Here is a 25,875-nt window from a genome sequence, read left to right as displayed (position 1 = left end):
CCGCCGGGCGATCCATGAAGGGAAGGACAACCCCGTCGATGACCGATCGCACGACGACACCCCGGGCCGGCATCCGTGGCTTCCGGGCGGGTGACGGTCCGCAGGTGGTGCAGGTCTGGCGGCGGAGCGCGCCGGCCGACCCCATCACCCCCGACCGCTTCCGCTGCCTGGTGCTGCTCGACGCCAACTTCGACCCCGAGGGGCTGCGCGTCGCCGTCGACGACGGCCGTGTCGTCGGCGCCGCCTACGGGGTACGCCGGCTGACGCCGATGACCGGCACCGACCTGGAGCCGGAACAGGGCTGGATCCCGTTCTTCTTCGTCGACCCGGCCGCCCGCGGACGCGGCCTCGGCCGCCGGCTGCTGAGCGACACGCTGGACTGGCTGCACGGCCACGGCCGCACCCGGGTGGACTTCGCCTCGTACACCCCGAACTACGTGCTGCCCGGCCTGGACGCCGAGACCTACCCGGAAGCGGCCGGGCTCCTGGAGTCCCTGGGCTTCCGCACGCTCTACGAGGCGGCGGCGATGGACCGCGGCCTGGTCGGCTACCGGCTCCCGGACGAGGTCGCCCACCGCGAGGACGAACTGACCGCGCAGGGCCACCGGTTCGGCACGCCCACCGACGACGACCTGGTGGAACTGATCGCGCTCGCCGGGAACCACTTCAACCCGGACTGGGCACGCGCGATCCGCGAGTGCCTGGCCGCGGGCACCCCGCTCGACCGGATCGTCGTCGCCCGGGACCCCTCGGGCCGCCTGGTCGGCTGGGCGATGCACGGCGCGTACGCCTCGGCGGACGAGCGGTTCGGCCCGTTCGGCGTGCTGGAGGAGATGCGCGGCACCGGACTCGGCAAGGTGCTGCTCCACCTGGTCCTGGAGCGGATGCGGGCCCGCGGTGCGCACGGCGCGTGGTTCCTGTGGACCGGCGAACGGTCTCCCGCGGGCCACCTGTACCGCGCGGCGGGTTTCACCACGACCCGGGTGTTCCGCGTGCTGCGCCGGGAGGCCGCCCGGTGACGCCGTCACACCACCCCCGCCGCACCGACGGCCTGAGCCGCCGCCACTTCGCCCTCGCGCTCCCCTCGGCGCTGCTCGCCTCCGGATGCGCCACGCCGCACCGGGGCACCGGGCGGCCCGGGGACCCGATCGTCCTCACCCTGCTCTCCCACTACGCGAGCGGAGAGCTGAAGCGGGCCCTGCAGGGCCCGGTCGACGAGTGGAACGCCACGCACGACCGGGTCAAGGTGCGCACCAAGGCCGTCGAGTTCACGGACCTGCTGACCACATTCATGGTCCGGCAGGCCGCGGGCCAGGGCGCCGACATCCTGCACCCGTACTGCCTGTGGAACGGCCAGCTCGTCCGGGCCGGCGTCCTGCGGCCCGCCCCGTCCGAGCACGCCGAGGAGATCAGGCGCGGCTACGGCGCGGCCGCGGTCGGCGCCGCGTCGGTGGCGGGCAGGGTCTACGGCTACCCCACCGAGGTGCAGACGTACGCCCTCTACTACAACAAGCGCCTGCTGCGCGAGGCCGGACTCGACGGCCCGCCGCGCACCTGGCGTGAGCTGGAGGAGACGGCATACCGCACCGCCAGGCGGGACCGGTACGGCAACACGCTGGTCCAGGGTTTCGGGCTGTCGGCCAACGACGACTCCACCACCGTCGGCCAGACCCTGGCCCTGCTCAGCGCCGCCGGCGGCAGGTTCGTCTCCGCGGACGGCAGACACACCGCCATCGACGCGCCGGCCGGCCGGGCCGTGTTCGAACTGGAGCACCGCCTCGTCGGCAGAGGCGCGAGCGATCCCGCCGTCAACGTCTATCAGGCGTTCCCCTCCGGGCAGGTGGCCATGGTGATCAGCGCGGGCTGGTGGACCGGGAGTCTGAAACCCCTGATGGGCAAGGACTACCGCGATGTCGGTGTCGCGCCCGTGCCCGTCCCCGCGGCGCACGACCAGCGCGCCACGCTCTCCACCGGCTTCATGCTGGGCGTCAACACGGCCAGTGAACACCCGCGGGAGGCCTGGGAGTTCCTGCGCTGGCTCAACACCGAGAAGGTGCGCGTCGACAAGGGTGCGGCGGTGACCCGGATGAGCGCCCTGCAGGTGTCGGTCGGCTCCCTGACCGGCCGCGCCGACGACATGCGGACACTCCTGGGCCGGGGCGGCGATCCGAACCTGCGCCCGTTCCTGGACGCGCTCGCGTACGCGGTGCCGGAGCCGAACGTGCCCGGCGCGCAGCAGGCCAAGTCGCTGCTGCGCAAGAACATCGAGGCGCTGTGGACCGGTCAGCAGTCGGTGGACGAGGCACTGCGCACCATCCGCCGTCAGGTCGATCAGGAGGTGTCGCGCTCATGGTGAACGCCCTGGCGCCGGAGACCGCCGGACGGACGGCGACCGCGCCGCAGCCCGCCGGCCCGGCGCTGGACGGCCGCACCCGGCACCGGCGCCGCCAGGCCGTCGTCGCCTACCTCTTCCTGGCGCCGGCGCTGCTGTTCTTCGCGGTCTTCCTGATCCTGCCGCTCGGCTTCGCGCTGCTGCTGTCGATGTCCCGCTGGGCCGGGTTCCGGCTCGGCGACATCGACCCGGCCGGCCCGGACAACTTCACCGGTCTCTTCGCGGACGGGTCGGCGTTCCTGGCGCCGATCCTCACCAACACGCTGCTGTTCGCCCTGGGCACCGTGGCCCTCGCGCTCGCCGGCTCGGTGCTCGTCGCCACCTGCATCGACAAGCTGCGGTTCCAAGGGCTGTGGCGCACCCTGTACTTCCTGCCGATCGTCACGACCGTCGTCGCGGTCGGCAACGTGTGGAAGTACATGTACGAGCCGGGCGGTCTGGTCAACGGTGTCCTCAACGCCCTCGGGCTCGGCTCCGTGGCGTTCCTGCAGGACCCGGACACCGCGCTGCCCTCGGTCGTGGTCGTGCAGGCCTGGGCCTCGGTCGGCTCCGCGATCCTGGTCCTGACGGCCGGGCTGAAGTCCATTCCCGAGTCGTACTACGAGGCCGCCGCGCTCGACGGCGCCGGGCCCGTCACCGTCTTCCGGCGGATCACCCTGCCGCTGCTGCGGCCGTCCCTGCTGTTCGTGTGCATCACCCAGTTCCTCGCCGGCCTGCAGTCGTTCGCGCTGATCATCGTGATGACCCAGGGCGGGCCGGGCGACGCGACCAACGTGGCCGCGCTGGAGATGTACCGGCAGGCCTTCAGCTACGGCGACTGGGGCACCGCGAGCGCCGCCGCCTTCGTACTGTTCGCGGTGGTCCTCCTGGTCACCCTGGTGCAGTTGTGGATCTTCCGGCGCAAGGGGGAGGACGCATGAGCCGCCGCCGTTTCCCGTGGCTGTCGTACCTGGTGGTCGTGACCGGCGCCGTGCTGACGGTGGTCCCGTTCCTCGACATGGTGATGACGTCCTTCAAGGGGCCCGGCGAGGCCGGCACGCTGCCGTACCGGTTCCTGCCCGAGGCGTTCGACCTGTCCAACTACCGGGCGGCGATCCACCAGCTCGACCTGCCGGTGCTCTTCCGCAACAGCGTCGTCGCCACCACCCTGATCACCGCATCGGTGCTGCTCACGTCGTCACTCGCCGGCTACGCACTCGCCAAACTCCGCTTCCCCGGACGCAACTTCGTCTTCCGCCTCGTCCTGTCCACGATGATGTTCCCGCCGTTCGTCTTCCTCATCCCGCACTTCCTGATCCTCGTCCACTGGCCACTGGCCGGCGGCAACGACCTGACCGGGCGCGGCGGCGCGGGCCTGACCGTCAGTATCGTGGCGCTCGCCATGCCGTTCCTCGTGAGCAGCTTCGGGATCTTCCTGACACGCCAGTTCATGCTCTCGATCCCGGACGAGGTCCTGGAGGCCGCGCGCATCGACGGGGCCGGGGAGTTCACCGTGTGGTGGCGGATCGTCGTACCGCAGACCACCCCGGTCCTGGTGACGCTCGGGCTGCTGACCTTCGTCGACGCCTGGAACGAGTACATCTGGGCGCTGCTCGTCTCGACCGCGAACCCGGACGTGATGACCCTGCCCGTCGGCATCCAGCTCCTGCAGGACCACGTCGACCCGGCCCGTACGATGCCCGTCGTCATGGCCGGTCTGGTCCTGAGCATTCTGCCGGTCCTGGTGCTGTTCCTGCTGCTGCAGAAGTACTACATCCGTGGTGTCATGCTCAGCGGCCTCAAGTAGCGGGGGGAGGAGCCGGCGGAGATGAGCGCGAGCGACATGCCCCTGAGCGTGCTGGCCGTGGACGACGAGGAGCCCGCGCTCGAAGAGCTGCTGTACCTCCTGGGGCGCGATCCGCGGGTCGGCAGCGTGGTGCCCGCGGCGGGGCCCACCGAGGCCCTGCGGCGGCTCGGCCGGGCCATGGAGGACGGGCCGCCCGGCGACCGGGCCGTCGACGTCGTCTTCCTCGACATCGACATGCCGGGACTCGACGGCCTCGAACTGGCCCGGCTGCTCGGCCGGTTCGCCGCACCGCCGCTGGTCGTCTTCGTCACCGCGCACGACGACTTCGCGGTCCGCGCCTTCGACCTCAAGGCCGTCGACTACCTGCTCAAGCCCCTCCGCGAGGAACGCTTCGCCGAGGCCGTCCGCCGGGTCGCCGAACTGGTCCGGGCCGGCCAGGGGCCCCGGCCCGCCGCACCCGCCGGGGCCGCGCCGGGGCCGGCGCCCGCCTTCGGCGACCACGTCCCCGTGGAACTGGGCGGGGTGACCCGGTTCGTGCCCATCGCCGACATCACCCACGTCGAGGCACAGGGCGACTACGCCCGGCTGCACACCCCGCACGGCAGCCACCTGGTGCGCGTCGCACTGTCCACCCTGGAGGAACAGTGGCGCGCCCGCGGCTTCGTACGCATCCACCGCAGCCGGCTCGTCGCACTCGGCCGCATCGAGGAACTCCGCCTGGACGGCGGCAACGTGACCGTACGGATCGGCGACCGTGTCCTCGCCGTGAGCCGGCGCAACGCCCGGGAGCTGCGGGACCTGCTGGCCCGGCACGCGGCCGGCCGGGCCCGCTGAGCAGCCGGCGCGGCCCCCGGGTCACGGACCTGTGGCGATTGTCGTCCGCCGACTGTCTCCACGAGGGCCCGCTTGCGTACACTCGCCGCAGCACAAGGTGATCACCGCGGCGTCGGGGAGTGCGGCATGGGTGCGGAGTCCGTCCCTCGCAGAGAGGTGGTCACCGGACGGCCGCGCGCCGCGGGCGATACGACCGCACCGCGCCCCAGGGCCCTTCCGCAGCCCCGGCCCGAGCCCCGCCTGCGTCAGTTGATGCACCGTCAGCTGAAGGCCGCGCTCATGGTCACGGCCCTCCTCGCCGCCCTGCTCGGCCTGCTCCCCGTACTCCTGCGCATCCTGCCCCTCGCCGGCGCAGCACCCCGCGTCCCGCTCGCCGTCTGGCTCCTGCTGGGCGTGGCGCCCTACCCCGCGCTGCTGGCCATCGGCGCCTGGTACGTCCGTCGCGCCGAGGCCAACGAGACCGACGCGGCCGCCACCGGCGCCCCCGCGGAACGCCCCTGACCATGCGCCGACCATCCGCCGGCGCCGGCCGGTGAACCAGACGTACGGCCTCCTGGGCGTCACGGCCGTCATCCTCGCCACCGTCCTCGTCGGCGCGCTCGGCCTGCGCATCTCCCGCACCACCTCCGACTTCTACGTCGCCTCCCGCACCGTCGCGCCGCGCCTCAACGCCTTCGCGGTCAGCGGCGAGTACCTGTCCGCCGCCTCCTTCCTCGGCGTCGCCGGACTCGTCCTCGCCCAGGGCGTCGACATGCTGTGGTTCCCCATCGGCTACACCGCCGGCTTCCTGGTGCTGCTGGCCTTCGTCGCCGCCCCGCTGCGCCGCTCCGGCGCCTACACCCTCCCCGACTTCGCCGAGGCCCGGCTCCAGTCCCGCGCGGTGCGCCGGATCGCCGGGGTGCTGGTCGTCGGCATCGGCTGGCTGTATCTGCTGCCCCAACTGCGCGGCGCCGGCCTCACCCTGCGGCTGCTCACCGGCGCCCCCGGCTGGCTCGGCGCTCTGGTCGTCGCCGCCGTGGTGACCGTCGCCGTCGCCGCCGGCGGTATGCGCAGCATCACCTTCGTCCAGGCCTTCCAGTACTGGCTGAAACTCACCGCCCTGCTGGTGCCGGTGGTGTTCCTGCTGCTCGCCTGGCGCAGCGACCACCTCCCCGCCCCGGCCTGGGACGACCGGCCCGTCTTCCACCGCTCCACCGAGGTGCGCGTCGAGGGGCCGCTCACCCTCACCGTGCACGAGCCGGTCCGCGTGACCGCCTCAGGAACCGTCGACGGCCGTGCGGTTGACGACAGTGCGCTGCGGCTCGGCGAGGGCCGCCACCGGATCGGCGCGGACACCGCCCTGCGCTTCCCGGCCGGCGCCCGCGTCCCCCTGCCCGACCGGGCACCCGACCGCACCGCGCCCTCCAGCTGGGCCAAGCCGCTGTCCCCGGACCGCGAGCAGCACGGCCTGTACGCCACCTACGGGCTGATCCTCGCCACCTTCCTCGGCACCATGGGCCTGCCGCACGTCGTGGTCCGCTTCTACACCAACCCCGACGGCCGCGCCGCCCGCCGCACCACGGTGAGCGTGCTCGCCCTGCTCGGCGCCTTCTACCTCCTGATCCCCCTGTACGGCATGCTCGGCCGGCTGTACGCCCCCGACCTGCTGCTCACCGGCGACACCGACGCCGCCGTCCTGGTCCTGCCGCAGCGGCTGATCGGCGGGGCCGCCGGGGACCTGCTGGGCGCGCTCGTCGCCGGCGGCGCGTGCGCGGCGTTCCTGTCCACGGCCTCCGGACTCACCATGTCCGTCGCGGGCGTCCTCGCGCAGGACGTCCTGCCCACGCTCGGCGTCCGGCACTTCCGGCTCGCCACCCTGCCCGCGATCGCGGTGCCGACCGCCGCGGCCGCCGCGGTCAGCGACCTGCCCGTGGCCGACGCGGTCGGTCTCGCCTTCGCCGTCTCGGCCTCCTCCTTCTGCCCGCTGCTCGTCCTCGGCATCTGGTGGCGCGGCCTGACCCCGCCGGGCGCCATCGCCGGGCTGCTCCTCGGCGGCGGCTCGGCGCTCGCCGCAGTGACGGCCACCATCGCCGGCGGCGCCCGCTCGGGCTGGCTGCACACCCTGCTGGCCTGGCCCGCGGTGTGGTCCGTCCCCGTCGGCTTCACGGCGATGGTCCTGGTCTCCCTGGCCACCCGCGACCGCGTCCCGCCCGGTACCGCCGCCACCCTGGCCCGCCTGCACCTGCCCGAACCCCCGCCCACCCCCCGCCCCGGAACGGCCACGACCTGACGAAGGAGCCGCCGTGTTCACCATTTCAGCGCGCCGCAGCCGGCCCTGCGCGAGCGTTCCCGCCGGCCGGTCCATGCGGGACCCGCGGCACCCATGACCGTCCTCGGTACCGCCGCCCTCGCTCTGGCCGGGCTCGCGCTGTTCGTGCTCGGTGCCGCCCTCGGACACGGTGCGGCGCGCCGGCAGCAGGAGCACTCGGCCGACAGCGACGGGACGCGCGCCCTCGCCCACGCGCTGCACACCGCCGCACTCGCCGCGGCACCCCTGCGCGCCGGACTGACCCCGGACACCGCCCGCAAGGCGGCCCGCAGGCTGCGCCCCCTGCTCGGCACCCCCGCTCTCGCCCTCACCGACGACGCCTCCGTGCTCGCCTGGGACGGTGCCGCCGACCACCACCGCCCGCAGATCGCCGAACAGCTCGCCCACCCGGCGCGCCCCCGGACCTTCGCCCTGCTCTGCGACGACGCCGGCTGCCCCGTCCGCTGGGGCGCCCTGGTGCCCCTCACGGCCGACGGCGGTGTTCGCGGTGCCCTCGCCGTGCTCGCCGCCGCCGAGTCCACCGCCCTGCTCCGGGCCACCGAGGAAGCAGCGTGCCGGCTCTCGCTGGAACTCGAACTGGCCGGCCTCGACCGGGCCCGCGCCGGCGCCCATGAGGCCGAGGTCCGGGCCCTGCGCGCCCAGATCTCCCCGCACTTCATCTACAACTCCCTCGCGAGCATCGCCTCCTTCGTCCGCACCGACCCCGAGCGCGCCCGTGAACTGCTCCAGGAATTCGCCGACTTCACCCGCTACAGCTTCCGCCGGGACGGCGACTTCACCACCCTCGCCGAGGAGCTGCGCTCCATCGAGCAGTACCTGGAACTCGCCCGCGCCCGCTTCGGCCGCCGCCTGAAGGTCACCCTGCGCATCGCCCCCGAGGTGCTGCCCGTGACCCTGCCCTTCCTCTGTCTGCAGCCTCTCGTCGAGAACGCCCTCAAACACGGCCTGGAGGCCGTGGAGCGCAGCAGCGTCACGATCATCGCCGAGGACGAGGGAACCGAGGCCCGGGTCGTCATCGAGGACAACGGCGTCGGCATGGAACCGGAACGCCTGCGCGCGATCCTGCGCGGCACGGCCGGACCCGCCTCCGGCATCGGCCTGAGCAACGTCGACCGCCGGCTGCGCCAGGTCTACGGCGACGACCACGGCCTCGTCATCGAGACCGGCGTCGGCGCGGGTACGAAGATCACCCTCCGCCTCCCGAAGTTCCGCCCGGGCATCCAGGCCCCGCCCCCATGACTCCGCCTCCGCGCCCCCCGTCACCGGTCCCGGTCGGTCAGCTGCCGTCGTCCGAGGAGTGACACCCTTTCGGGAACGAGGTGTCGCCGTCGGGCGTGGCGAGGAAGAACACGTCGATCCTGACCTTGCCGGACGGCCCGCCCTTCCAGTAGCCCCGCTTGGGCGCGCCCTTGAAGTGCGAGAAACCGCCGGTGATCATCGAGTTGACCTTGTCGGCGGCCTCCTGGCCCGGCCCCGGATCCGGCGCCGTACCGAAGGAGAGCACAAAACCCGCCGTACGGTCCGCCACCCCGGCCCTGCGCAGCTGCGCGCCGAACTGCTTCCGGACGGACCCGGCGCTGCCCGTCCGCACGGTGAAGCTGCACGGCTTGAGCACCAGCCCGCGCTCCGCCGGCTGGGTGCTCGGCGGCGGACTGGACGGCGTGCCGGGCTTCTGCGTCGCGCCCGTGCGGTGCTCGCGCGGCAGCGAACCCAGCGCGATCACGAGCAGCAGCAGGAGCAGATCGGCGAAGAGCCACCCGGCGAGCAGCATGGTGCGACCGCCGGCCGCCCGCTGCGGCAGCCGGCGGCTCATGGGCCGCCCCGGTACGGCGGTGGGTCGGCGTTGTCCCGGCCGTCGGACGCCGGCCCACCGTAGCGGCGCTCCAGGCGGTCGACCAGCTGCCAGATGCTCCGGGTGGAGTCCACCAGGTTCTCCGCCCGCTCGGTGAAGACCAGCAGTGTCTCGCCGAGACTGCGGGCCAGGTCCCGGACCGCGGCCACCGCGAGGTCGTGCCGGTGGATCTCCTGCCCGGTCGTCTCCTGGGCGCGCCGCAGGTCGCCGACGAGCGTCTCGATGGCGGCGCGCAGCTTCGCCTCGTCCTCGGCGTTCTGCTCCCGGATCCGGATCAGGTCCTGGGCCAGTTGGCTGGGCGGGGTGAGCCCCCGGATCAGCCGGGTCAGTTCGTCGACCGTCTTCGTCCAGCCGTCCAGGGCGCTCTGGATCCTGCTGCCCGGCCCGGTCTCCAGCGCGGCCGTGATCTCCTGGGAGGTCCGGTGCAACGCCAGTTGCAGAGCTTCCGTACCGGCGTTGAGCTGGGAGGCGAGCTTCTCCGCGCTCCGGCTGTCCAGCGGCTTGCCGGCCGGCCGTGCGGGCGTGGCGAGCAGGAACGTGGCCAGGGCCAGTTCGCCCGCGAGCCGCCCGCGCTCCGCCTCCCGGGAGAGCCGCCGCTCCCGGCTGCGCTGCAGGGCGTGCAGCACCAGGGTCAGCAGGACGACGGCCAGGATGAGCAGGGTGACGTGCAGCGCGGACGTGCCCAGGGTCACGGTGGTCGGCTCGGGCGGGCTGCCGTGCGGGAAGCCGCGGGCCCAGCCGAGCAGGAAGGGGTCCTGACTGCGGGTCGCGTCGTAGGCGTCCAGTGCGCCGCGCAGCCGCCACCAGGTGAGCGCGATGGGGGCGAACACCAGCACGTCGCGCGCGACGCCGAGCCAGCCCTCCAGCGTGCCGCGGCCCTTCGACGGCGCGTCCGGGAGCAGCACCTCGGGCGGGTAGGCGGTGACCAGGTCGGTGCCGGCGAGGGTGGCGCCGCCCCGTTCCAGATCGGCCACGACGCGGTCGAGCACCCGGGTGTCGGAACCGTCGGTGCGGGCACGGTTCGCCAGGGCGCGGATCCGCCCGGCGATGCCGTCGAGTTCCGAAGCGGGGCCGGTGCGTTGCGCGGGAACCGGCCCGGGGTTCGGCGGTGTTGCCTCTTCAGTCGATGTCATGCGGCGTCATTCGTGTCGTCCGTCGGTCGGGGTGGGGATGAGGGCGCGGCGGGGTCCGGGGATCAGGGCATGGAGGTCCAGAAGACGTACCCGAACGCGCAGACCAGCACGAGCAGGAGCGTCGACACGAAGATCACCGTCACGGGGTCGAGTTGAAGAAGACCCCCGAGCCTGCGCCGGCGGTCGGCGGGCTCCTGCGGGCCGCCATCGGCGTGCGGGCCGGCCGGCCGGCGGCTCGGCTTCCGGGGCGGCGTCAGGGGGTCCCACCGTGCGGGGCCGGGGACGGCTCCCTGGGCAGGGTGGCCCGCCCCCGGGGCGGCCGGATGCGCCCACTCGGTGTGTGTGCGCGTGGGGGAGGGGGACGACGGGTACGAGCCCGCACCCACGGCGGCCGGCGGCGGGGAGCCGGTGCCCGGGGCGGGCGGGTCCTGCCGGGGCCGGCCCGGCTCGTACGGTACCGGGCCGGCGGCGCCGTGGCCCGGCGGTGCACCGGGCCCGGCCGGTGCGGTCGTCCTGCCGCCGAGCACCGGCCCGCCCGGCCGCGATCCGTACGGGGAGCCCGTGCCCGGGCCGGGATAGCCCTCGGCACGGAGGAACTGCTCCGACAGCTCGTACCGGATCCGCTGCTGGGCGCCGTCGTCCGCGGCGAGTTCCAGCGCGGCGGCGTACAGGCCCAGGGGTGCCCGGACCCCGGCGCGTTCCACCAGGGTGGCGGCGGCCGCGTGGTCCAGCCGCGGGCCGTGCGCGGCGAGGAGCAGCTGGCGGAAGCAGTCGACCTCCTTCACGCGGTCGCCGCGGGCGATACGGTCCACCGGGTCGAGCAGCAGGCCCTGCTCGTACCACAGCCGTGCGGCGACCGGGTTCTGGCCGGCGTCGGCGAGGTGGCGCAGCACCAGGTGCATGGCCTCCGGGTAGTGGCCGGCGTAGTGCGCGACGTGGTCCAGCAGCTCGTGCGCCGGGCTGGCCGCGAGGAGGTCGGGGTGGTCCAACGCGTCGGCGGGCAGGTGCAGGGCGAGGGCCACGATCAGCAGCCGCCGGTGTCCGGCCCGGCTCAGGTCCAGGCCCCCGGGCGGCACCTGCCGGCCGAACACCCTGGCCACCACCGCGGGCGGCGGCTCCGCGTCCCTGGTCGCCTCCACCAGCTCGTTGGGCCCCTGATCGGCGAGGCAGGCCTGCACGGCCTCGCTCATCAGCAGGCTCCACAGGTCGGGATGGCGGGTGGCCCGCTGCTGCCCACGACGCCAGCGGCGCAGCGCCTCGATGAGCCACTGCGCAGGCTGCTTCCTCAACTCCCCGGTCATACGGGCCAGTTCATGGACCAGGACGCCGCGCGCGACGGCCCGCTCCAGCAGGGAGTCGTCGTGGAAGATGTCCAGCCGCACCCGGGGGTCGGCGATCCGGCCGTCCACGACCGGCACCGTCCGCCGCCAGGCGTCCACGTCCTGCACGGTGTGCAACGGATGCCGCGGGCGGACCCGCTCCAGCGCCGCGTGTCCGTTCTCCCGGTACAGCTCCACCAGCTGGGCGGCGAACCGGGCGGTGTCCGTGTCCGGCGGGGGCTCGGTCACATCGACGCGTCGGCGCTGGTTGATGTACATCGACTGGGGCGGGCGGGCGGCGAGGAACACCACCCGGGGCTGATGGCCGCCCTTGTCGGTGGACTCCCGGCTCGCGAAGGTCCAGGGCCGGCCGGAGACCGGCCCGGCGATGTCGAACAGGGCCGTCATGGTCGGCAGGGCGAGCTGCGGCCGGGTGAGGACGCTGAAGTCCTCCGCGGGCTCGGCGAGCACCCGGGCGACGAGCGCGGTGAGCTGCTCGGCCGGGACCTCGGTGACCCGGTCGCGCAGCGCGGCCAGTCCGGGCCGCGCCGCCTCCCTCAGATCGTCGAGATCGAGCGCGGCGAGGTCCGCGCCGGTGCCGTCCGGCTCGCGGTCCCGCCAGCCCGGCCAGTCGTGCAGTCCCAGGGCGAGCCCGGCGTCGATCGCGCGCGGGTCGCCGACCAGGACGTGGGTCAGGGTGGCGCCGCCCCGGCCGTGCGGGTTGCTGGAGGGCAGCTTGCGCAGGACGGCCGCCTCGTCGTCGAACACCAGGTGGACGAGGCTGGCCGAGTCCTCCGGCTGCTCGCCCTGGCCGTCCTGGGTGGCCCAGACGTACTGGAGCCGCTTGGCCCAGCGGTCGAGGGTGCGCAGCCCGGAGTGCGCGACCGGGCGGACCCCGGCGTTGCCTTCGTGGTCCCGTTCGGCCCAGCCGAAGAGGATCTGGTCGACCGTCGTCATCGGACAGCTCCCTGGCCGAGGTCGGTGGGGCCGAGGACCCCGCACATGGCGAAGAGGGCGAGCATGGGCTTGAGGGTCCGGCGCGGCGCGAAGCTCCCGAGCGGGGAACGCTGGACGCCGTCCGCCTCGACCGCCTTGTGGCCGGTCGCGGTGGCGAAGTGCAGCGTGGAGCGGGCACAGCGCACGAAGGGGGCGAGCCAGCCGGCGGCGCCGCGGGAGCTGAGGAAGGCGTAGGCGTCCTCGCTCTCCTGCTCCACGGTGGCGAGCTGCAGCTCCTCGTCGGGGGAGGTGTTCTGGAACCAGCGGTCGACGAGCGGCTCGTGGTGGCGCAGCAGATCGCACTTGCCGACCACGACGGCGGCCGGCAGCGGTACGAACTGGGAGCCGTCCACCCCGTGCAGCCGCCCGATCTTGTCGAGGACGACACCGAAGGACGGGTCGCCGGTGACGCTGCCGGTGGCGGCGGTCAGCCCGCGGATACGGGTCGGGTCGACCACGAAGACCAGCGCGCTGACCGCGCCGAGGAACGGCACCTCGGCGTCGTGGTCGGCGAGCCACTCGCCGGAGACGTCGAAGAAGGCGACGGCGACGTTGCGTCCGGTGTTGCTGTTGTGGATCCACAGGGCGTCGGTGAACTCCGGCGGCTGGGCCGGGGTACCGGCCAGGCCCTGGCCCTGGTCGAGGAAGGGCCGTACGACGTCCTTCAGATAGCGCTGGTGCAGTTTCAGGTCGAGCCCGCCGACGACCAGACCGAGGCGGGCCATCCGGTCGACGTCGGAGAGCATGCCGAGCATGGCCGCCAGCAGATGGCTCTTGCCGGCCGCGGACTCACCGACCACGCCGATGACCAGGGGCTCGCCGAAGTCGCCGTAGCGGCCGGGCAGGACGTGCGGCTCACCGCCGCCCGTGCACAGCCGGTAGGCGTCGAGACGGCGGTGGTTGCCGAGCACGTCGTCCTCGCCCTCGAGCGGGGCGAGCGGTTCGGGCCGGCCGTCCGCGGTGAGGGTGACGGTCTCGGCCTTCGCCCAGTCGACCATGCTGAGGCAGATGGGGCACCTCACTTTTGCTGCCATGTCACTCCTCCCGTCAGGTCAGCGCCAGGACGGCGATCAGCACGCCGAGGGCCAGGACGGCCGCGGCGACGGACAGGACGACGGCCCGCCTGGCCAGGAAGAGCGCGACCGGGCCCGTGCGCGGGGGAGCGGCCGGCGGCTGGGGGTACGGCTGTCCGTGCTGCCGCTGGTTGAACGCGTGCTGCCGGGCGCGCAGCTCATGGAAGTGCTGGCGGGCCTGCTGTTCGACCTCGGCGAGCCGGGGCGGGCCGGACGTGCCCGGGCCCGGGCCGGTGCTGCGGCCCGCCTGGGTGTCGCGCCGCAGCCGTAGTGTGTACGCGCTGACCCGCTGGCGCGCCTCGTCGGTGAACACCCCCTCCAGCAGGGTGCGCTGCCCGGCGTCGAGCCAGCGCACCCGGTCGCGCATGTCCGCGGCCGTGGTGGCCTCCTCGCCGGTGGCGAGGTGGAAGAAGACGGCGCCGGCGGAGTAGACGTCGTCCCGGCAGTCGGCCCGGCCCTGCCCCTTGGCCTGTTCCGGGGACCGCCAGGGGTCGGTGCCGGCCGCCGCGCCGCGGGGCTCGCCCTCGTCCAGGGTGAGACCGAAGTCGGCCAGCTGCACCGTGGTCCCGTCCCACCACAGGGTCTCGGGCCGGATGTCCCGGTGCACCAGACGCAGGTCGTTCAGGTGCCGGAGCACCGCGAGGATGCCGTCCACGACGGCCCACAACTGGCCGGCCTCCAGCGGTAACCGGTCGCCCATCTCGGACAGCGGGCGCCCGCGCCGGGTGGCGACCAGATAGGGCGCCCGGCCGTCCGGGCGGTAGCCGATGACGCGGCTGAGTTCGGGCGGGTAACTGGTGACGCCGAGCCGGCGCACCAGCACGTCGGCCGTCCTGACGGTCCGTTCCAGCTCCCGGCGCGCCGCGTCGCTGTGGGCGATGCGCTGCACGACACGCTCACCGCCGCCGTGCACCAGCAGTCCGTGGCGCTCCCGGAACCCGTCCCGGGACATTTCTCCCTGGTGATCGAAATCGATCTCGAAGATCGATTTTCCGGCATCGCGGCCACCACAGGTGATCATTTCCAGACGCTCGATCAAACCCGCCCCCGATAAGTGTGCTGCGGAATCCGAAACTACACCCGCATCGCGTCACTGCGCGTACCCTTCTCACCAACGGCCCAATACGTGACGGTAGTTGGCTCGGGGGACGAACAGATGGCCAGTCCGACATGGACACAACTGCGCGATGCCGGCGCATTCGAAACACTGGGCGAATTATTTCCCGACGCGCCGAGCAGTCACGCCTTTCTCGAAGACCTCGGAATCAGCCCCGCGCTGCTGCCGCCGTTCGCCCAGCTGCCCGCCGCCTCCTGGTGGCGCACGGTCTGCCGGACCGTCGACCGGGGCCGCTTCAAAGGCGTCGTGCTCGGCGACCTCGTCACCGCGGCGGCGGTCCTGTACCCCGGACACCAGGGCCTCGCCGCGCTGGCCGGCCGGGGCGCGACGACGGCGCTGCGGATCCTGTGCCTGATGTCCGCCCCGCTCGACGAGGCCAGGCTGCGCATCGGCGCCGAACAGCGCGTCATCCGGGAGGCGGCGGCCCGCTCCGCCGGCCGGCTGACGGTGGAGGCCCACCCGGCGGCCCGGGTGTCCGACATCCTGCCCCAGCTCCAGGCGGTCCGGCCGCACATCGTGCACTTCGCCGGGCACGGCACGCACGACGGCCGGCTGCTCTTCGAGGACGAGACGGGCACCTCCGCCCCGGTCCCGATGCGCGCGCTCGCCGCCGCCCTCGCCCTGCACGCGCCGCTCGACTGCGTCGTCCTCAACTCCTGCTGGTCGGCGGCGTACGCGGACGGCCTGCTCGACTGCGCCGACACCGTCGTGGGCACCAGCGGCGAACTCCCCGACGACGCCGCCCTCGCCTTCGCCGAGGGCTTCTACGCATCCCTGGCCCACTCCACCGCCGTCGACCGCGCCTGCGAGTCGGCCCGCGCGGCCCTCCTGCTGAACGGCCACGACCCAGACGAGGTGCACCACTGCTCCCGAAGGAGCCGCGCGGCATGACGACGCCGAACACACCTCCCGTCACCTCCGCCCCGGCCGACGTCGCCAGCGCCTTCGAGCGTGGGCTGCAGCGCGGCGACAACCCGCAGGTCGCCGGCGCCGACGGTCCGGCCTCCACCACCGTGGACTCGCGCTGGCTCGGCACCTGGCGGCGGCCCGGTTCGGCGCGCCGCGCCCCCTGCCGGGTGTGCGGTCACACCTTCCGGCTGGACGACACCGTCTATCTGCGCCACGCCGAGGACGGCAGACTGGCCGACGTCACCCACCACCTGCGCAACCTGCCCTGCAGCGGCGAGGTCCCGCCCGCCGCCCCGTCCGACTCCGGGGCGCAGGCCGCCTTCTTCCACGGCGTGGACACCACCGACCCCCGGCCGGACACCCTGCACACCGTACGGCTGATGCCCGGCGACCCGGTGCTCGGACAGCCGCGGCAGCGCAACGCCTGCTTCGTGTGCACCCACACCTTCCGGCTGTTCGAGACGGTCGTCGTATGCCCCTGCTCGCCCGAGGACCCCGGCTGCCGCAAGGCCGTCCACCAGGACCCGGCGCGCGGCCTCGGCTGCTTCGAGCAGTGGCGCAGCGAACTGACCGTCCAGCAGTGCCCCATGAACTTCCGCACCCTGAGGCGGAACTGACATGGGACGCTTCGACCGGCACGCCCTCATCAGCGGCTGGGACCAGCAGCGCCTGGCCGAGTCCACCGTCGTGGTGTGCGGGGTGGGCGCCCTGGGCAGCCAGTGCGCCCAGGCGCTCGCCCTGGCCGGCGTCGGCCGCCTGGTGCTGTGCGACCCCGACGCGGTCTCGGAGTCCAACCTCAGCCGCGCCCCCCTGTTCCGCGCCGACGACATCGGCAGGCCCAAGGCGCCCACCGCGGCCCGCAGGCTCACCGAACTGTCCCCCCTGACCCGGGCCGAGGCCCGCACCGCACCCCTGGCCAGCGGCGTGGGACTGGCGGAACTGCGGGACGCCTCGCTGGTCGTCAGCTGCCTGGACAGCCTGGCGGCCCGGCTCCAGCTCGCCGGCCGCTGCCACCTGGTGGGCGCCGTGCTCCTGGACGGCGGCACCAGCGCCTGGGGCGGCGAGATACGGCTGTACGAGCCGACCGGGCCCTGCTTCGGCTGCGGCCTCACCCCCCGGGATCGCGCCGCCCAGGACGACCCGTGGGCCTGCGCCGACGCCGTCGTACCCGAGGCCGGCGCCTCGGCGCCCGTGTCAGCGCTGATCGGTTCCTGGCTGGCGGTGACCGCGGTACGGCTGCTGTGCGGTGCCACCACCCGCCCGGGCGTGGTCCGGGTGGACGCCGCCGGCGGTACCGCGACCCCGGTGACCGTGCCCCGCGACCCCGACTGCCCCCTGCACCGCCGTATCCCCGCCGACCTGGTGGCTCCCGTCCCGGACACGGTGCTGTCCACCCCGGCCGACCTGACCGACCATCTGGCCCCCGAGGAGACCGTGATGACCTGGGCGCCGCTGCCCGGCTCCCCGCCCCCGCGCGAGTCCACCCGGCTCGCCGATGCGCCCCCGCGTGCCCGGCTCGCCGATCTCGGCGTTGCGCCGCGCGAGATCCTGCCGGTCCTCACGACCGGCGGCACCCGCGGAATCCGCTACCTGGAACTGGCCGAGGCCGACGGGAAAGGAACACCCCGATGACCTACGAAGCGGGCAAGCTGCCCCCCGAGATCAAACGCGAACTGGTCAACCTGCTGGGCGAGCTCTACCGCACCCAGAACGAGGCCGAGGAAGTCCTGGACGACATGGACTTCCCGCAGCAGGCCCGGCCGCGCTGGGACGCGGGCCAGGAGGTCGGCGCCTACTGGCGGCAGGTGGTGCGTGCGCTGGAACTGGGCGCCGTACCGCGTGAAGGTGTCCAGCAGCTGGTGGAGACGGTGCTGGGCCGCTGGCCGGGCAACCAGGCCCTGCAGAAGATCCGTGCCTTCCTGGAGGAGGAGGACCGGGAGCAGGGCGGCACCGCCGGGAACGCCGACACGCTGTACCGGACGGTGGAGTTCGTGGGCACGGACGCCTACCCCGAACTGCTCAGACTGGTGCGCGAGCTGATCGACGCCGACGCCGTCCAGCTGTACGCCGGCCACGGGCAGGCCGCCTACCGGGTCGCCGCGATGCTCCCGGACCGGCTGGACCGGCTGCGCGAGCGGGCCGCGCGCCTCGCACCCGACGTGGAAGTGCTCTACGGCGAGTACGACTTCCGCCCGACCCTGTACACCCGCCTGGAGGTCATGGGTCCCGACGGGCAGCAGTTCGAGATCCCGTACGTGCCCAACACGACCCTGCCGAGCGACCTCGTCCCCGCCGTCTGGGCGCAGTACCGGCCGGAGGTCGCCCAGGACGCCAACGGGCATCTGCTGCGCGCCGTCGTCGACTTCCGCGACGAGAGCGGCGAGGCCCGCCGCCTCGACCCCGAGCAGCCGCTGTACAACCAGGGGGTGCGCGACGGTGGCCAGTTGCAGATGTCCGCCGAGTCGACGGCCGGCGTCGACAGCCTGCTGCGCTTCGAGGCGCTGACCCGGGCCCGCGACGACATCGTCGACTTCGCCGCCGACCACGACGAGTTCACGCTGGTCTCCATGGACGACGAGCGGCTGCCGATGGAGTACCGGGTGGAGCTGCACGTCCCCGGCTTCGCCCCGCCCGACGACCTGGAGACCTGGCCGCTCGAACCCCGCCGCATCGACCAGCACGAGCTGGACGTCTGGATGCCCTCCGAGTTCCCCATCCAGGCCCCGATGGTGCGCTGGCGGTCGGACGTGTTCCACCCGAACATCGCCCGCGACGAGGAGCGCAAGGGCGCGGTGTGCCTCGGCCCGCTGATGACGGACTACACACCCGACCTGAGCATGTACTCGCTGTGCCAGATGCTCATCGACATGGCCCGCTACCGCAACTACGAGATCCTGCCCCACGACTACCGGATGGCCAGGGACTTCGACAGCCTCGTGCAGGACATCATCGAACGCGGCGGATACCTCGACGCGGGCGCCGCCGCCTGGGCGTTCTCCTGGGACGGCCAGGAGCGCATCAAGGAGATCGGCGGCACCACCTGGCTGGCCCGGGCGGGTCTGACCGAGAAGGCCGACCGCTCCCGGTTCCTTGCGGCCCGGCGCGTGGAGGAGAGCGCGCATGAGTGAGGAGAACCGCGCCGGCACGGCCATGGTGCTGCTCTACAAGGGCACGTCCTTCGACCTGGTCGGCAAGATGACCCTGTCCTCGCTGATGGTCGAAGGGCTGCGCCGGGACCTGCCCGACAGCGAACCCGACGAGCCGCTGATCATGCATCTGCGGTATGTGCGCAAGCCGGATCCCCGGCTGGTGGACGGCCCGCGCACGATCCACAACCTGCGCAGCCAGATCGGCCGCCTCGGGGTGATCGTCTCCCAGGGCGGAGAGACCGTCATCGACCGCGAGTACCCGGTGCGGGAGCTGCTCGGCCCGGTCCTGCAGCACGTGGTGCAGCAGCTCGACGCCGACGAACAGGTGTGGGGCTTCTGCATCGACCATCCCTCCCTGAGCGGTCTGGCGCTCGGTCGCTCGACCCCCGAGGTCGAGGGCACCATGGACCTCAACCTCCGGGAGAGCAGGCGCAGTTTCACCGTGCGCAAGGTGGCCGAGCCGCCGGTGCCCGGCGTGGACCCGGCGGACCTGGGCATCGACGCGGCCGGGCTCGGCCAGGTGACGGTCCTGCTGTCCGGTGACATCCACGGCCATCTGCAGGAGATGAAACTCTCCCGCCGGCTGGAGGAGGGCGGCTTCCTGCTCGGCAAGGTCCTGCGTGTCCTCGGCCCGGAACGCACGGAAGGGGCGGACGACGACGGCGAGGCGCCGGCCGACCGCTATCTGGTGGAGATCACCGAGGTCACACCGGCCGAGCACGCGGGCGCCGGAGCACTGCACTTCACCTTCACCGGCGACTCCTTCCGCGAGGTGAACCAGCGCATCACCGCCTCCGGGCAGGACCGGCAGCTCATGGGCTGGTACCACACGCATCTCTTCTCCGGGAACGAGTCGGGCCTGTCGAGCATCGACGTCGATCTGCACCTCGGCACGTTCCGTCAGCCCTGGCAGGTCGCCGGACTGATCAACCTCACCAGCGAGGAGCGGCTGCTGCGTTTCTACGCACGCTCCGGAGACTCGGTGCGCGAATGCGAACAGTGGGTGAAAGATGACCGCGGTCGATACCGCCTTGCGCGTGCTGTTGTGGTCGACGGCCGCTGACGGCGGCACGGCCACACGTCCGGCGCCGCCCGAGGGCGAGCTGACGGTTCCACAGGAGCTGGCCGCGCCACCGCCCGACGCCGGCCCGGCCGTCGTCCGGCTGGCGGCGCAGTCGGCCGCCCGGCTGCGGCTGGACGCCCTCGCGGCCCGCGAGCCGCGGCCGGTCGGCGCCGGGGCCCTGCTGCTGGCCGCCGCGGTCGGTGCACGGGCCCAGGCCCGGCTCGCGGCCGAGGCGGTCCGCGCGGTGCCGCCCGCCCGCTCGCTGTGGGACGTGCTCGCCTACCACGCGGTGGTCGCGCCCGCTCTGCCGCACATCACCGACCCGGTGCTGGCCGGCCGCCTGCGGGCCGCCTCACCGCTCACCGCCCTGCTCGACCGGCCCGACCCGGTCGGCGAGACCCAGGCCGAACTCCTGCTGGAGGACGTACTGCTGGCACACCCTCAGGGCCGCCGCCTGATCACCACCGTCTACTGCGAGGCCCCCGCCTCCCCGGCCCAGGCCCTGTGGCGGGGCCGGCTGCTCGACCAGCTCCGGATGAGCGAGCGGGAGCTGGTGATCGACGTGTACGAGGCTGCCCTGCTACGGCACACGGAGGCACACCTGTCGCTGATACGCCGGGCCCGCGTCGGCCTGACCGTGCCCCCCGACCTGGCCGCCGCCCGCCCCGTCGCCCACTGGTGGGCCGCACTCGCCCGTCTGGAGCGCTCGCACCGCAAACTGCTGCGGGCCCGCTCCGGCATTGGTACCGCGTATCTGCCGGGCGTGCGCCTGTACCGGCAGGTGGAGCGGCTCGAAGCGAATGGGGGGAGTACGGCATGACCGCGACTGTGTGCGGTGGGTGCGTGGTCGCTTGTCCGGTCGTCTCCTGGTGGGCCGGCCCTGCCGGGTTGGTGCGCCCGTACCGGCGGCTGCTGGGGGCCCGTTCCGGTATCGGTACCGCGTGTCCGCCGGGTGTGCGTCTGTACCGGCAGGTGGAGCGGCTCGAAGCGAGTGGGGGGAGTACCGCATGAGCGCGACCGTGCGCCGCATCTCCGTCGTCGCCCCGGACGAGGCGTCCCTGGCGGCGCTGCGCCGGCAGCCGCCGCACATCACCGTCGAACAGGCCCTGGCCTCCGGACCGTACCTGCTGCTCCTGCCGCTCCCGCCGGGCTGGGACGTGCTGAGCTGGGAGACCGTCTCACCGGAGCTGCTGCTCCAGTCGGACCTGCCGCACGGCACCCCGCTCTACGCACCGGCGTACTCGCCGACCGCAGCGCCGCCCGGCCTGACCAAGCGGCCCGACCCGGGCGGCACCACCGGACCGCCCCGCGAACAGGCCGCTCCCGAGGAGCCGGTGTACCGGCACCCGCAGCCCGCGGAACTCCACGAGGACCAGTCCACGGTCCTCGCCTACGGCCGGGACATCGCCCAGGTCGCCTCGCTGCTGCGGGCCCGGCTCTCCGTGCTGGTCGTGGCCGAGAAACCGGTGGTGCCGCACCTGTGGCGGGAGATGGCCTCCCGGGCCGGCCTGCGGGCCGAGGTGCTGGAGGAGCCCCCCGAGGGAGAGGACGGCGACCCGCAGGAGCAGCCGCCGCCCGGCGAACAGCTCATCCCCCCGGTGCAGCAGAACCCGCGCCAGCGCCTGCTGGCCCGCCTGCGCGAGCTGGTGCGCGCACTCAACGACGACACCGTGCTCGTCGTCCAGCACCTCGACCTGCTCGCCGGCGGCTCCGACGGACAGCTCTCACCGGAGGCACGGGAGGTGACCGAGCTGCTGCACGGGGCGCCCGAGCGGGTGATGCTCGCCTTCGCCGCGCCCTCGCTGTCGGTGCCCGAGGTGCTGGCCGAGCGGTTCAGCACCCGTGTCACGATCACCGGCGTGCCGCGCACCGTCTGGTTCCGCGACGACCAGGAGGAACAGCCGCTGGGCCGGGCCCTGGTCACGGTCGGCGAGGCCGAGCGCTTCGACCGGTACGACCCCGTCGAGTTCTACAAGCACGTCGCCGGCATGAACCCCGTCCTGCTGCGCCAGGCCATGCGCTACGCGATGAGCGTCCACAAGGACCACCCGGCGCCGGTCGCCCGCGACCTGTACGCCACGATCCGGGCGTTCAAGGCCCAGATGTCCAGCAACTTCGAGGTGCCGGACGTCGGCTTCGACGACATCGCCGGCTACGACGAGGTCAAGGCCCACATCCAGCGGGCCATCGACATCGTGATGGGCCACCACCGGCTGCCCCCCGAGCACGACCACCTGCGCACCAAGCTGATCCCGCGCGGCTTCATCTTCCACGGGCCGCCGGGCACCGGTAAGACCCTGTTCGCCAAGGCGATCGCCAACCGGATGAACGCCACCATCCTCGTGGTGTCCGGCCCCGAGGTCATGGGCACCTACGTCGGCGAGAGCGAGCGCAACGTCCGGGAGATCTTCGCCGAGGCACGCCGCAACGCCCCCTCGGTCGTGGTCTTCGACGAGTTCGACTCGATCGCCTCGCGCCGCTCGGAGCACTCCGACGGCGGCACCCGCGCCGGCAACGCCGTGGTCGCCCAGATCCTCACCGAGATGGACGGCTTCCGGCCGGAGGTGCCGACCCTGGTGATCGGCACCACCAACCGGCTCAACCTGATCGACGAGGCCCTGCTGCGGCCCAGCCGCTTCGAGAGCATCGCCATCGACCTGCCCAACGACGAGGCCCGGCTGAAGATGATCAACCTGCACGCGGCGAAGTTCGGCATCGACGTCGGCGGCGGGGTGGACGAGCTGATCGCGTCGGCGCTGCGCGGACGCAACGGCGACGACATCCACTCGGTCTTCCGGGACGCCTTCGTCGCCGCCCACTTCCAGGATCCGCCGGTGCCGCCCACGCCCGAGCAACTGGGCCAGATCGTCGGCCAGTTGCAGCGCAAACGACGCGAGCAGCGCCGCTCGGGCAGGCGCTGACACCGTGGCGGTCACGAGGGACACACGGAAGGAGGCACGGTGAGCTGGGGCCAGGACACCGTCGACACCATCAGGGACCTGGAGTACGTACGGCGGCGACTCGACGGCGAGTTCGTCGGCCGCGACCGTGCCGTGCGGCTGCTGCAACTCGCCGTGGTCTGCCGGGAACACGCACTGCTGCTCGGGCCCACCGGCACTGCCAAGAGCGAGCTGATCTCGGCCATGGCCCGGCACATCGAGGCCCGCCACTTCAGCTATCTGCTCACCCGGTTCACCGAACCGTCGGAGATCTTCGGCGCGCTGGACTTCGAGCAGTTCCGCCAGGGCGCCTACCAGGTGCGCACCGAGGGCATGCTGCCGACCGCCGAACTCGTCTTCCTGGACGAGGTGTTCCAGGGCAGCAGCGCCATCCTCAACACCCTGCTCACCCTGCTCAACGAACGCCGCTACCACAACGGCGCACGAGCCGAGAACGCCCCGCTGATCAGCCTGCTGGGGGCCACCAACGAGATACCCGACGATCCCGGGCTGACCGCGTTCTCGGACCGGTTCCTGATCCGGCTGGAGGTGGAGCCGGTGGGCGGCACCGACCTCGAACGGCTGCTCCAGGTGGGCTGGGAGCACGAGACCCGCCGGTTCACCGCAGCCGTCCAGGCGGCCGAACAGGCGCGGGGCGCGAACACCGCCGCCCGGCCCGACGCCCACCGCACCTCGGGCACGGTGACCGTCGAACGGCTGGGCCGGCTCACGCTACGGCTGAGAGACGTCGACCTGGACCCGGTCCTCGGGGAACACCGCGAACTGGTGCGGCAGTTGCTGATCCAGGGGGTGCGGCTCTCGGACCGCCGGCTGGTGCGCAGCCTGAAACTCGTCGCCGGGGCCGCGCTGCTGCGCGAGTCGCGCACCGCCGAACCCGTCGACCTGTGGCCGCTGGCCCACATCTGGACCGACCCGGCCGACCGCACCACGGTCGAGGAGGCCGTCCAGGCCGTGGTGGAGAAACACGGTGGGGAGCCGGCCAGGCGGCGCCGACCCGACCACGAGATCCTGCTCGACGCCCGGGACATCGGCGCACCGCTGACCGCCGGCCGGCGGCCCAGCGAGTGGAGCGTCGTCGAAGGGCTCCACAAACTCGCCGATCTGTCACGGGAGTTGAGGGAGCATCCACCCGTGAACACCCAGACCGAGGCAGAGCTGTCTCGTATCATTGCCGAAGTGAACGCCTTGCTCGACCAGTTCGAGTGAGGGCGGGAACACACGAGGGGGTACCCCAGCATGTGCAATCCCCGACGGGTCCGTGTCCGGGCCTCCAGCCGGCTCACCCGCATATGGCAGGAAGAGCTGCGCCGTACGGGCCGGGCCAGCGCCGAGGTGGCCGGCGAGGCCACGCTCCGGGAGGAGTTCGGGAGCCTGCTCGGCGCCCCGGCGCGCCGGGCCTTCGAGGACGCGCTCGGCGCCGACACCCGGTGGACCTGGCAGGACGGCACCTACCGGCTGGAGATGGACGGCGGCACGGTCGTCTACCACCTCGACACCGGAGAGATCGAGATGACCGCCCGGCTCAGCGACATCGTGACCGCCGAGGCCGAGGTGACCCGCACCCTGCAGGGCACGGTGGACGTGAACGCCACCGCCGAGCACACCGAGCGCTACTTCGACGACAGCTGGGCGGGCCTGAGCAAGTCGCTGGCCGAACGCACGGCCCGCGCCCAGGCCCAGGAACGCGCCGACCGCGAGGCCGCGGAGCAGGCCGCCCGCCAGGAGGAACGGGAGCGGCTCGCCGGGCAGCGCAGGCTGGCCGGACAGCGCGACGAGATCGACGCCGAGGCCCGTGCGGAGGCCGAACGCCGGGCCGCCGCCGAGGCGGAGCGGCGCCGCGGGGAACTCGAACGGGACGCCGAGACCCGGCTGCGCGACACCCGCACCGGCTTTCTGCGCCCCGTGCACGAGGTGCTGGCCGTGGCCTACCGCGACGCCATCGTGGCGTACGCGCGCGAGCGCGGCGTGCAGGACATCCAGGTCGACGAGACGGACGGCACGCTCAACATCCAGTTCGAGATGGAGGCCTGAGCGATGCGGGTCAGGGTCGAGTTCCGGTACAACGCCGAGACCGGCGAGGTCGAGCTGTTCCAGGTGGACGACATCGGCCGTACCACCCGGACCGAGGACCATGACGCCACCCACGAGGAGATCGCCTGCGCGATCGGCCGGGTGCTGGACCGCAGGCCCGTGGCGGAAGAGGTACGCGACCAGGAACGCGAGCCGCAGCCCCTGCAGCTGCCCGCGCAGACCGATCCCGCCGACGGAGAACAGCACCGCGAACCGAGGCGCGCCCACGAATGACCGGATCGCCCGACCTCCTGGCGTCCGCCGCCCGCTGCTACGAGCAGGCGGGCGACTACGCCGAGGCCGCCCGCTGCCACGAAGCGGCCGGCCATCCGCTCAAGGCGGCCGAACTGTGGGAGCAGGCCGGCGACCCGGAGCGCGCCGCCGACCTCTGGCGGCGCGCCCGCCGGCCGGGCCGGGCCGCCGAATGCCTGCTGTCCGCGCGCCGGTTCGAGGCGGCGGCCGAGTGCTTCGAGCAGGGCGGCGACCTGCTGAGCGCCGGCTGGACCCTGGTCACCCTCACCCGGTCGTACGCCACCGCCGAGCACCTGTTCGCCGTCGCGCAGCCGCGGACGGCGGGCGAGCGGCTGCGGCGCCGGCTGGGCCGACAGCTGGCCGCGGCCCGGGCCTACGGCGAGCGCGAGGCCCTGCTGCGCACCCTGGCGGGCGTGCCGGAGCGCATCGGCTCGCTGACCCCGGCCCGGGAGCGGGCCAAGACCGAGGCGTGGGCGGTCACCGCGGCGGACCACATCCGCCGCCCGGACCTCGGCGCCCTGGTCTTCGCGGCCTCCTACCGGGCCGGCGTCGGTGGCTGCGCCGACCGCTGGCAGCAGTGGGCCGCGCGCACCCTCGGCGACACCACCGGCGTGCCCACCGGACCCGCGCCGCCGGGCCCGGCACGGGACTAGGGCCAGCAT

At 73.4% G+C, this 25,875-nt stretch carries 24 protein-coding genes; 19 read left to right on the top strand and 5 right to left on the bottom strand.

The annotated features are described in order from the left end of the window. Positions 1-38: 38 nt before the first annotated feature. The 8 genes from ACIGXP_RS08005 to ACIGXP_RS07970 all read left to right on the top strand — a co-directional run bounded on the left by ACIGXP_RS08005 (position 39) and on the right by ACIGXP_RS07970 (position 8,559). A complete protein-coding gene (locus ACIGXP_RS08005; RefSeq protein WP_399765365.1) occupies positions 39-1,019 on the top strand; it encodes a GNAT family N-acetyltransferase in 981 nt (326 codons plus the stop codon). Then, the gene (locus tag ACIGXP_RS08000) at positions 1,016-2,356 is read left to right on the top strand and encodes an ABC transporter substrate-binding protein (protein ID WP_399765363.1); all 1,341 of its coding nucleotides are present in this window, start codon (positions 1,016-1,018) and stop codon (positions 2,354-2,356) included. The genes ACIGXP_RS08005 and ACIGXP_RS08000 overlap by 4 nt, the downstream gene beginning before the upstream one ends. After that, positions 2,350-3,312 (top strand): sugar ABC transporter permease, encoded by a 963-nt coding sequence (locus ACIGXP_RS07995; protein WP_363216528.1) that lies wholly within the window; start codon positions 2,350-2,352, stop codon positions 3,310-3,312. The genes ACIGXP_RS08000 and ACIGXP_RS07995 overlap by 7 nt, the downstream gene beginning before the upstream one ends. Beyond that, positions 3,309-4,178 (top strand): carbohydrate ABC transporter permease, encoded by an 870-nt coding sequence (locus ACIGXP_RS07990; protein ID WP_363216530.1) that lies wholly within the window; start codon positions 3,309-3,311, stop codon positions 4,176-4,178. The genes ACIGXP_RS07995 and ACIGXP_RS07990 overlap by 4 nt, the downstream gene beginning before the upstream one ends. A 21-nt stretch (positions 4,179-4,199) precedes the next feature. Beyond that, entirely contained in the window at positions 4,200-5,012 is an 813-nt protein-coding gene (locus tag ACIGXP_RS07985) for a LytR/AlgR family response regulator transcription factor (protein ID WP_399765359.1), read from the top strand. A 252-nt stretch (positions 5,013-5,264) separates the two neighbouring features. Further along, positions 5,265-5,513: a hypothetical protein gene (locus tag ACIGXP_RS07980; RefSeq protein ID WP_399765355.1), complete on the top strand. Its 249-nt coding sequence runs from the start codon at positions 5,265-5,267 to the stop codon at positions 5,511-5,513. A gap of 31 nt (positions 5,514-5,544) precedes the next feature. Continuing rightward, the gene (locus tag ACIGXP_RS07975) at positions 5,545-7,281 is read left to right on the top strand and encodes a cation acetate symporter (protein WP_399765352.1); all 1,737 of its coding nucleotides are present in this window, start codon (positions 5,545-5,547) and stop codon (positions 7,279-7,281) included. Between the two features lie 93 nt (positions 7,282-7,374). Next, the gene (locus ACIGXP_RS07970; protein WP_399765349.1) at positions 7,375-8,559 is read left to right on the top strand and encodes a sensor histidine kinase; all 1,185 of its coding nucleotides are present in this window, start codon (positions 7,375-7,377) and stop codon (positions 8,557-8,559) included. A 37-nt stretch (positions 8,560-8,596) separates the two neighbouring features. Here the strand turns inward: ACIGXP_RS07970 and ACIGXP_RS07965 are convergent, their stop codons facing one another. From ACIGXP_RS07965 to ACIGXP_RS07945, 5 genes are all read right to left on the bottom strand, one after another. Continuing rightward, entirely contained in the window at positions 8,597-9,133 is a 537-nt protein-coding gene (locus ACIGXP_RS07965) for a hypothetical protein (RefSeq protein ID WP_363216535.1), read from the bottom strand. Further along, positions 9,130-10,305, bottom strand: coding sequence for a hypothetical protein (locus tag ACIGXP_RS07960; RefSeq protein WP_399765347.1), 1,176 nt, complete (start codon positions 10,303-10,305; stop codon positions 9,130-9,132). Before ACIGXP_RS07960 ends, ACIGXP_RS07965 begins: the two co-directional genes overlap by 4 nt. Positions 10,306-10,367: 62 nt before the next feature. Further along, positions 10,368-12,581 carry a hypothetical protein gene (locus ACIGXP_RS07955; protein ID WP_399765343.1) on the bottom strand — a complete coding sequence of 738 codons (2,214 nt, stop codon included), beginning with the start codon at positions 12,579-12,581 and terminating at the stop codon, positions 10,368-10,370. Then, positions 12,578-13,654, bottom strand: coding sequence for a hypothetical protein (locus tag ACIGXP_RS07950; protein ID WP_363216539.1), 1,077 nt, complete (start codon positions 13,652-13,654; stop codon positions 12,578-12,580). The genes ACIGXP_RS07955 and ACIGXP_RS07950 overlap by 4 nt, the downstream gene beginning before the upstream one ends. A 13-nt stretch (positions 13,655-13,667) precedes the next feature. After that, positions 13,668-14,645: a protein kinase gene (locus ACIGXP_RS07945; RefSeq protein WP_399765339.1), complete on the bottom strand. Its 978-nt coding sequence runs from the start codon at positions 14,643-14,645 to the stop codon at positions 13,668-13,670. A 204-nt stretch (positions 14,646-14,849) separates the two neighbouring features. On the opposite strand from ACIGXP_RS07945, the gene ACIGXP_RS07940 reads away from it, so the two are divergent. The 11 genes from ACIGXP_RS07940 (at position 14,850) to ACIGXP_RS07890 (ending at position 25,866) form a co-directional block, all read left to right on the top strand. Continuing rightward, positions 14,850-15,701, top strand: a complete 852-nt coding sequence (locus ACIGXP_RS07940) for a CHAT domain-containing protein (RefSeq protein ID WP_399765336.1) — start codon at positions 14,850-14,852, stop codon at positions 15,699-15,701. Then, entirely contained in the window at positions 15,698-16,336 is a 639-nt protein-coding gene (locus tag ACIGXP_RS07935) for a hypothetical protein (protein WP_363216542.1), read from the top strand. The genes ACIGXP_RS07940 and ACIGXP_RS07935 overlap by 4 nt, the downstream gene beginning before the upstream one ends. Before the next feature lies 1 nt (position 16,337). Continuing rightward, positions 16,338-17,351: a HesA/MoeB/ThiF family protein gene (locus ACIGXP_RS07930; RefSeq protein WP_399765333.1), complete on the top strand. Its 1,014-nt coding sequence runs from the start codon at positions 16,338-16,340 to the stop codon at positions 17,349-17,351. After that, complete coding sequence (locus ACIGXP_RS07925) at positions 17,348-18,847, top strand: effector-associated domain EAD1-containing protein (RefSeq protein WP_363216544.1); 1,500 nt, start codon at positions 17,348-17,350, stop codon at positions 18,845-18,847. The genes ACIGXP_RS07930 and ACIGXP_RS07925 overlap by 4 nt, the downstream gene beginning before the upstream one ends. Further along, entirely contained in the window at positions 18,840-19,931 is a 1,092-nt protein-coding gene (locus tag ACIGXP_RS07920; protein ID WP_399765330.1) for a JAB N-terminal domain-containing protein, read from the top strand. The genes ACIGXP_RS07925 and ACIGXP_RS07920 overlap by 8 nt, the downstream gene beginning before the upstream one ends. Then, positions 19,879-20,751: a hypothetical protein gene (locus tag ACIGXP_RS07915; RefSeq protein WP_399765327.1), complete on the top strand. Its 873-nt coding sequence runs from the start codon at positions 19,879-19,881 to the stop codon at positions 20,749-20,751. Before ACIGXP_RS07920 ends, ACIGXP_RS07915 begins: the two co-directional genes overlap by 53 nt. Before the next feature lie 187 nt (positions 20,752-20,938). Further along, positions 20,939-22,852 (top strand): AAA family ATPase, encoded by a 1,914-nt coding sequence (locus ACIGXP_RS07910; RefSeq protein WP_399765324.1) that lies wholly within the window; start codon positions 20,939-20,941, stop codon positions 22,850-22,852. A 39-nt stretch (positions 22,853-22,891) separates the two neighbouring features. Then, positions 22,892-24,097 carry an AAA family ATPase gene (locus tag ACIGXP_RS07905; protein ID WP_363216549.1) on the top strand — a complete coding sequence of 402 codons (1,206 nt, stop codon included), beginning with the start codon at positions 22,892-22,894 and terminating at the stop codon, positions 24,095-24,097. 30 nt (positions 24,098-24,127) lie between these two features. Further along, positions 24,128-24,922, top strand: coding sequence for a hypothetical protein (locus tag ACIGXP_RS07900; protein WP_363216550.1), 795 nt, complete (start codon positions 24,128-24,130; stop codon positions 24,920-24,922). A 3-nt stretch (positions 24,923-24,925) separates the two neighbouring features. Beyond that, a complete protein-coding gene (locus ACIGXP_RS07895) occupies positions 24,926-25,195 on the top strand; it encodes a hypothetical protein (protein WP_363216551.1) in 270 nt (89 codons plus the stop codon). Further along, a complete protein-coding gene (locus ACIGXP_RS07890) occupies positions 25,192-25,866 on the top strand; it encodes a hypothetical protein (protein WP_399765319.1) in 675 nt (224 codons plus the stop codon). Before ACIGXP_RS07895 ends, ACIGXP_RS07890 begins: the two co-directional genes overlap by 4 nt. Positions 25,867-25,875 lie beyond the last annotated feature (9 nt).

Origin of the sequence: Streptomyces sp. NPDC053069, from assembly GCF_044546895.1 — a bacterium.
Classification (GTDB): domain Bacteria; phylum Actinomycetota; class Actinomycetes; order Streptomycetales; family Streptomycetaceae; genus Streptomyces.
This window is presented reverse-complemented; position numbering and strand designations above follow the sequence as displayed.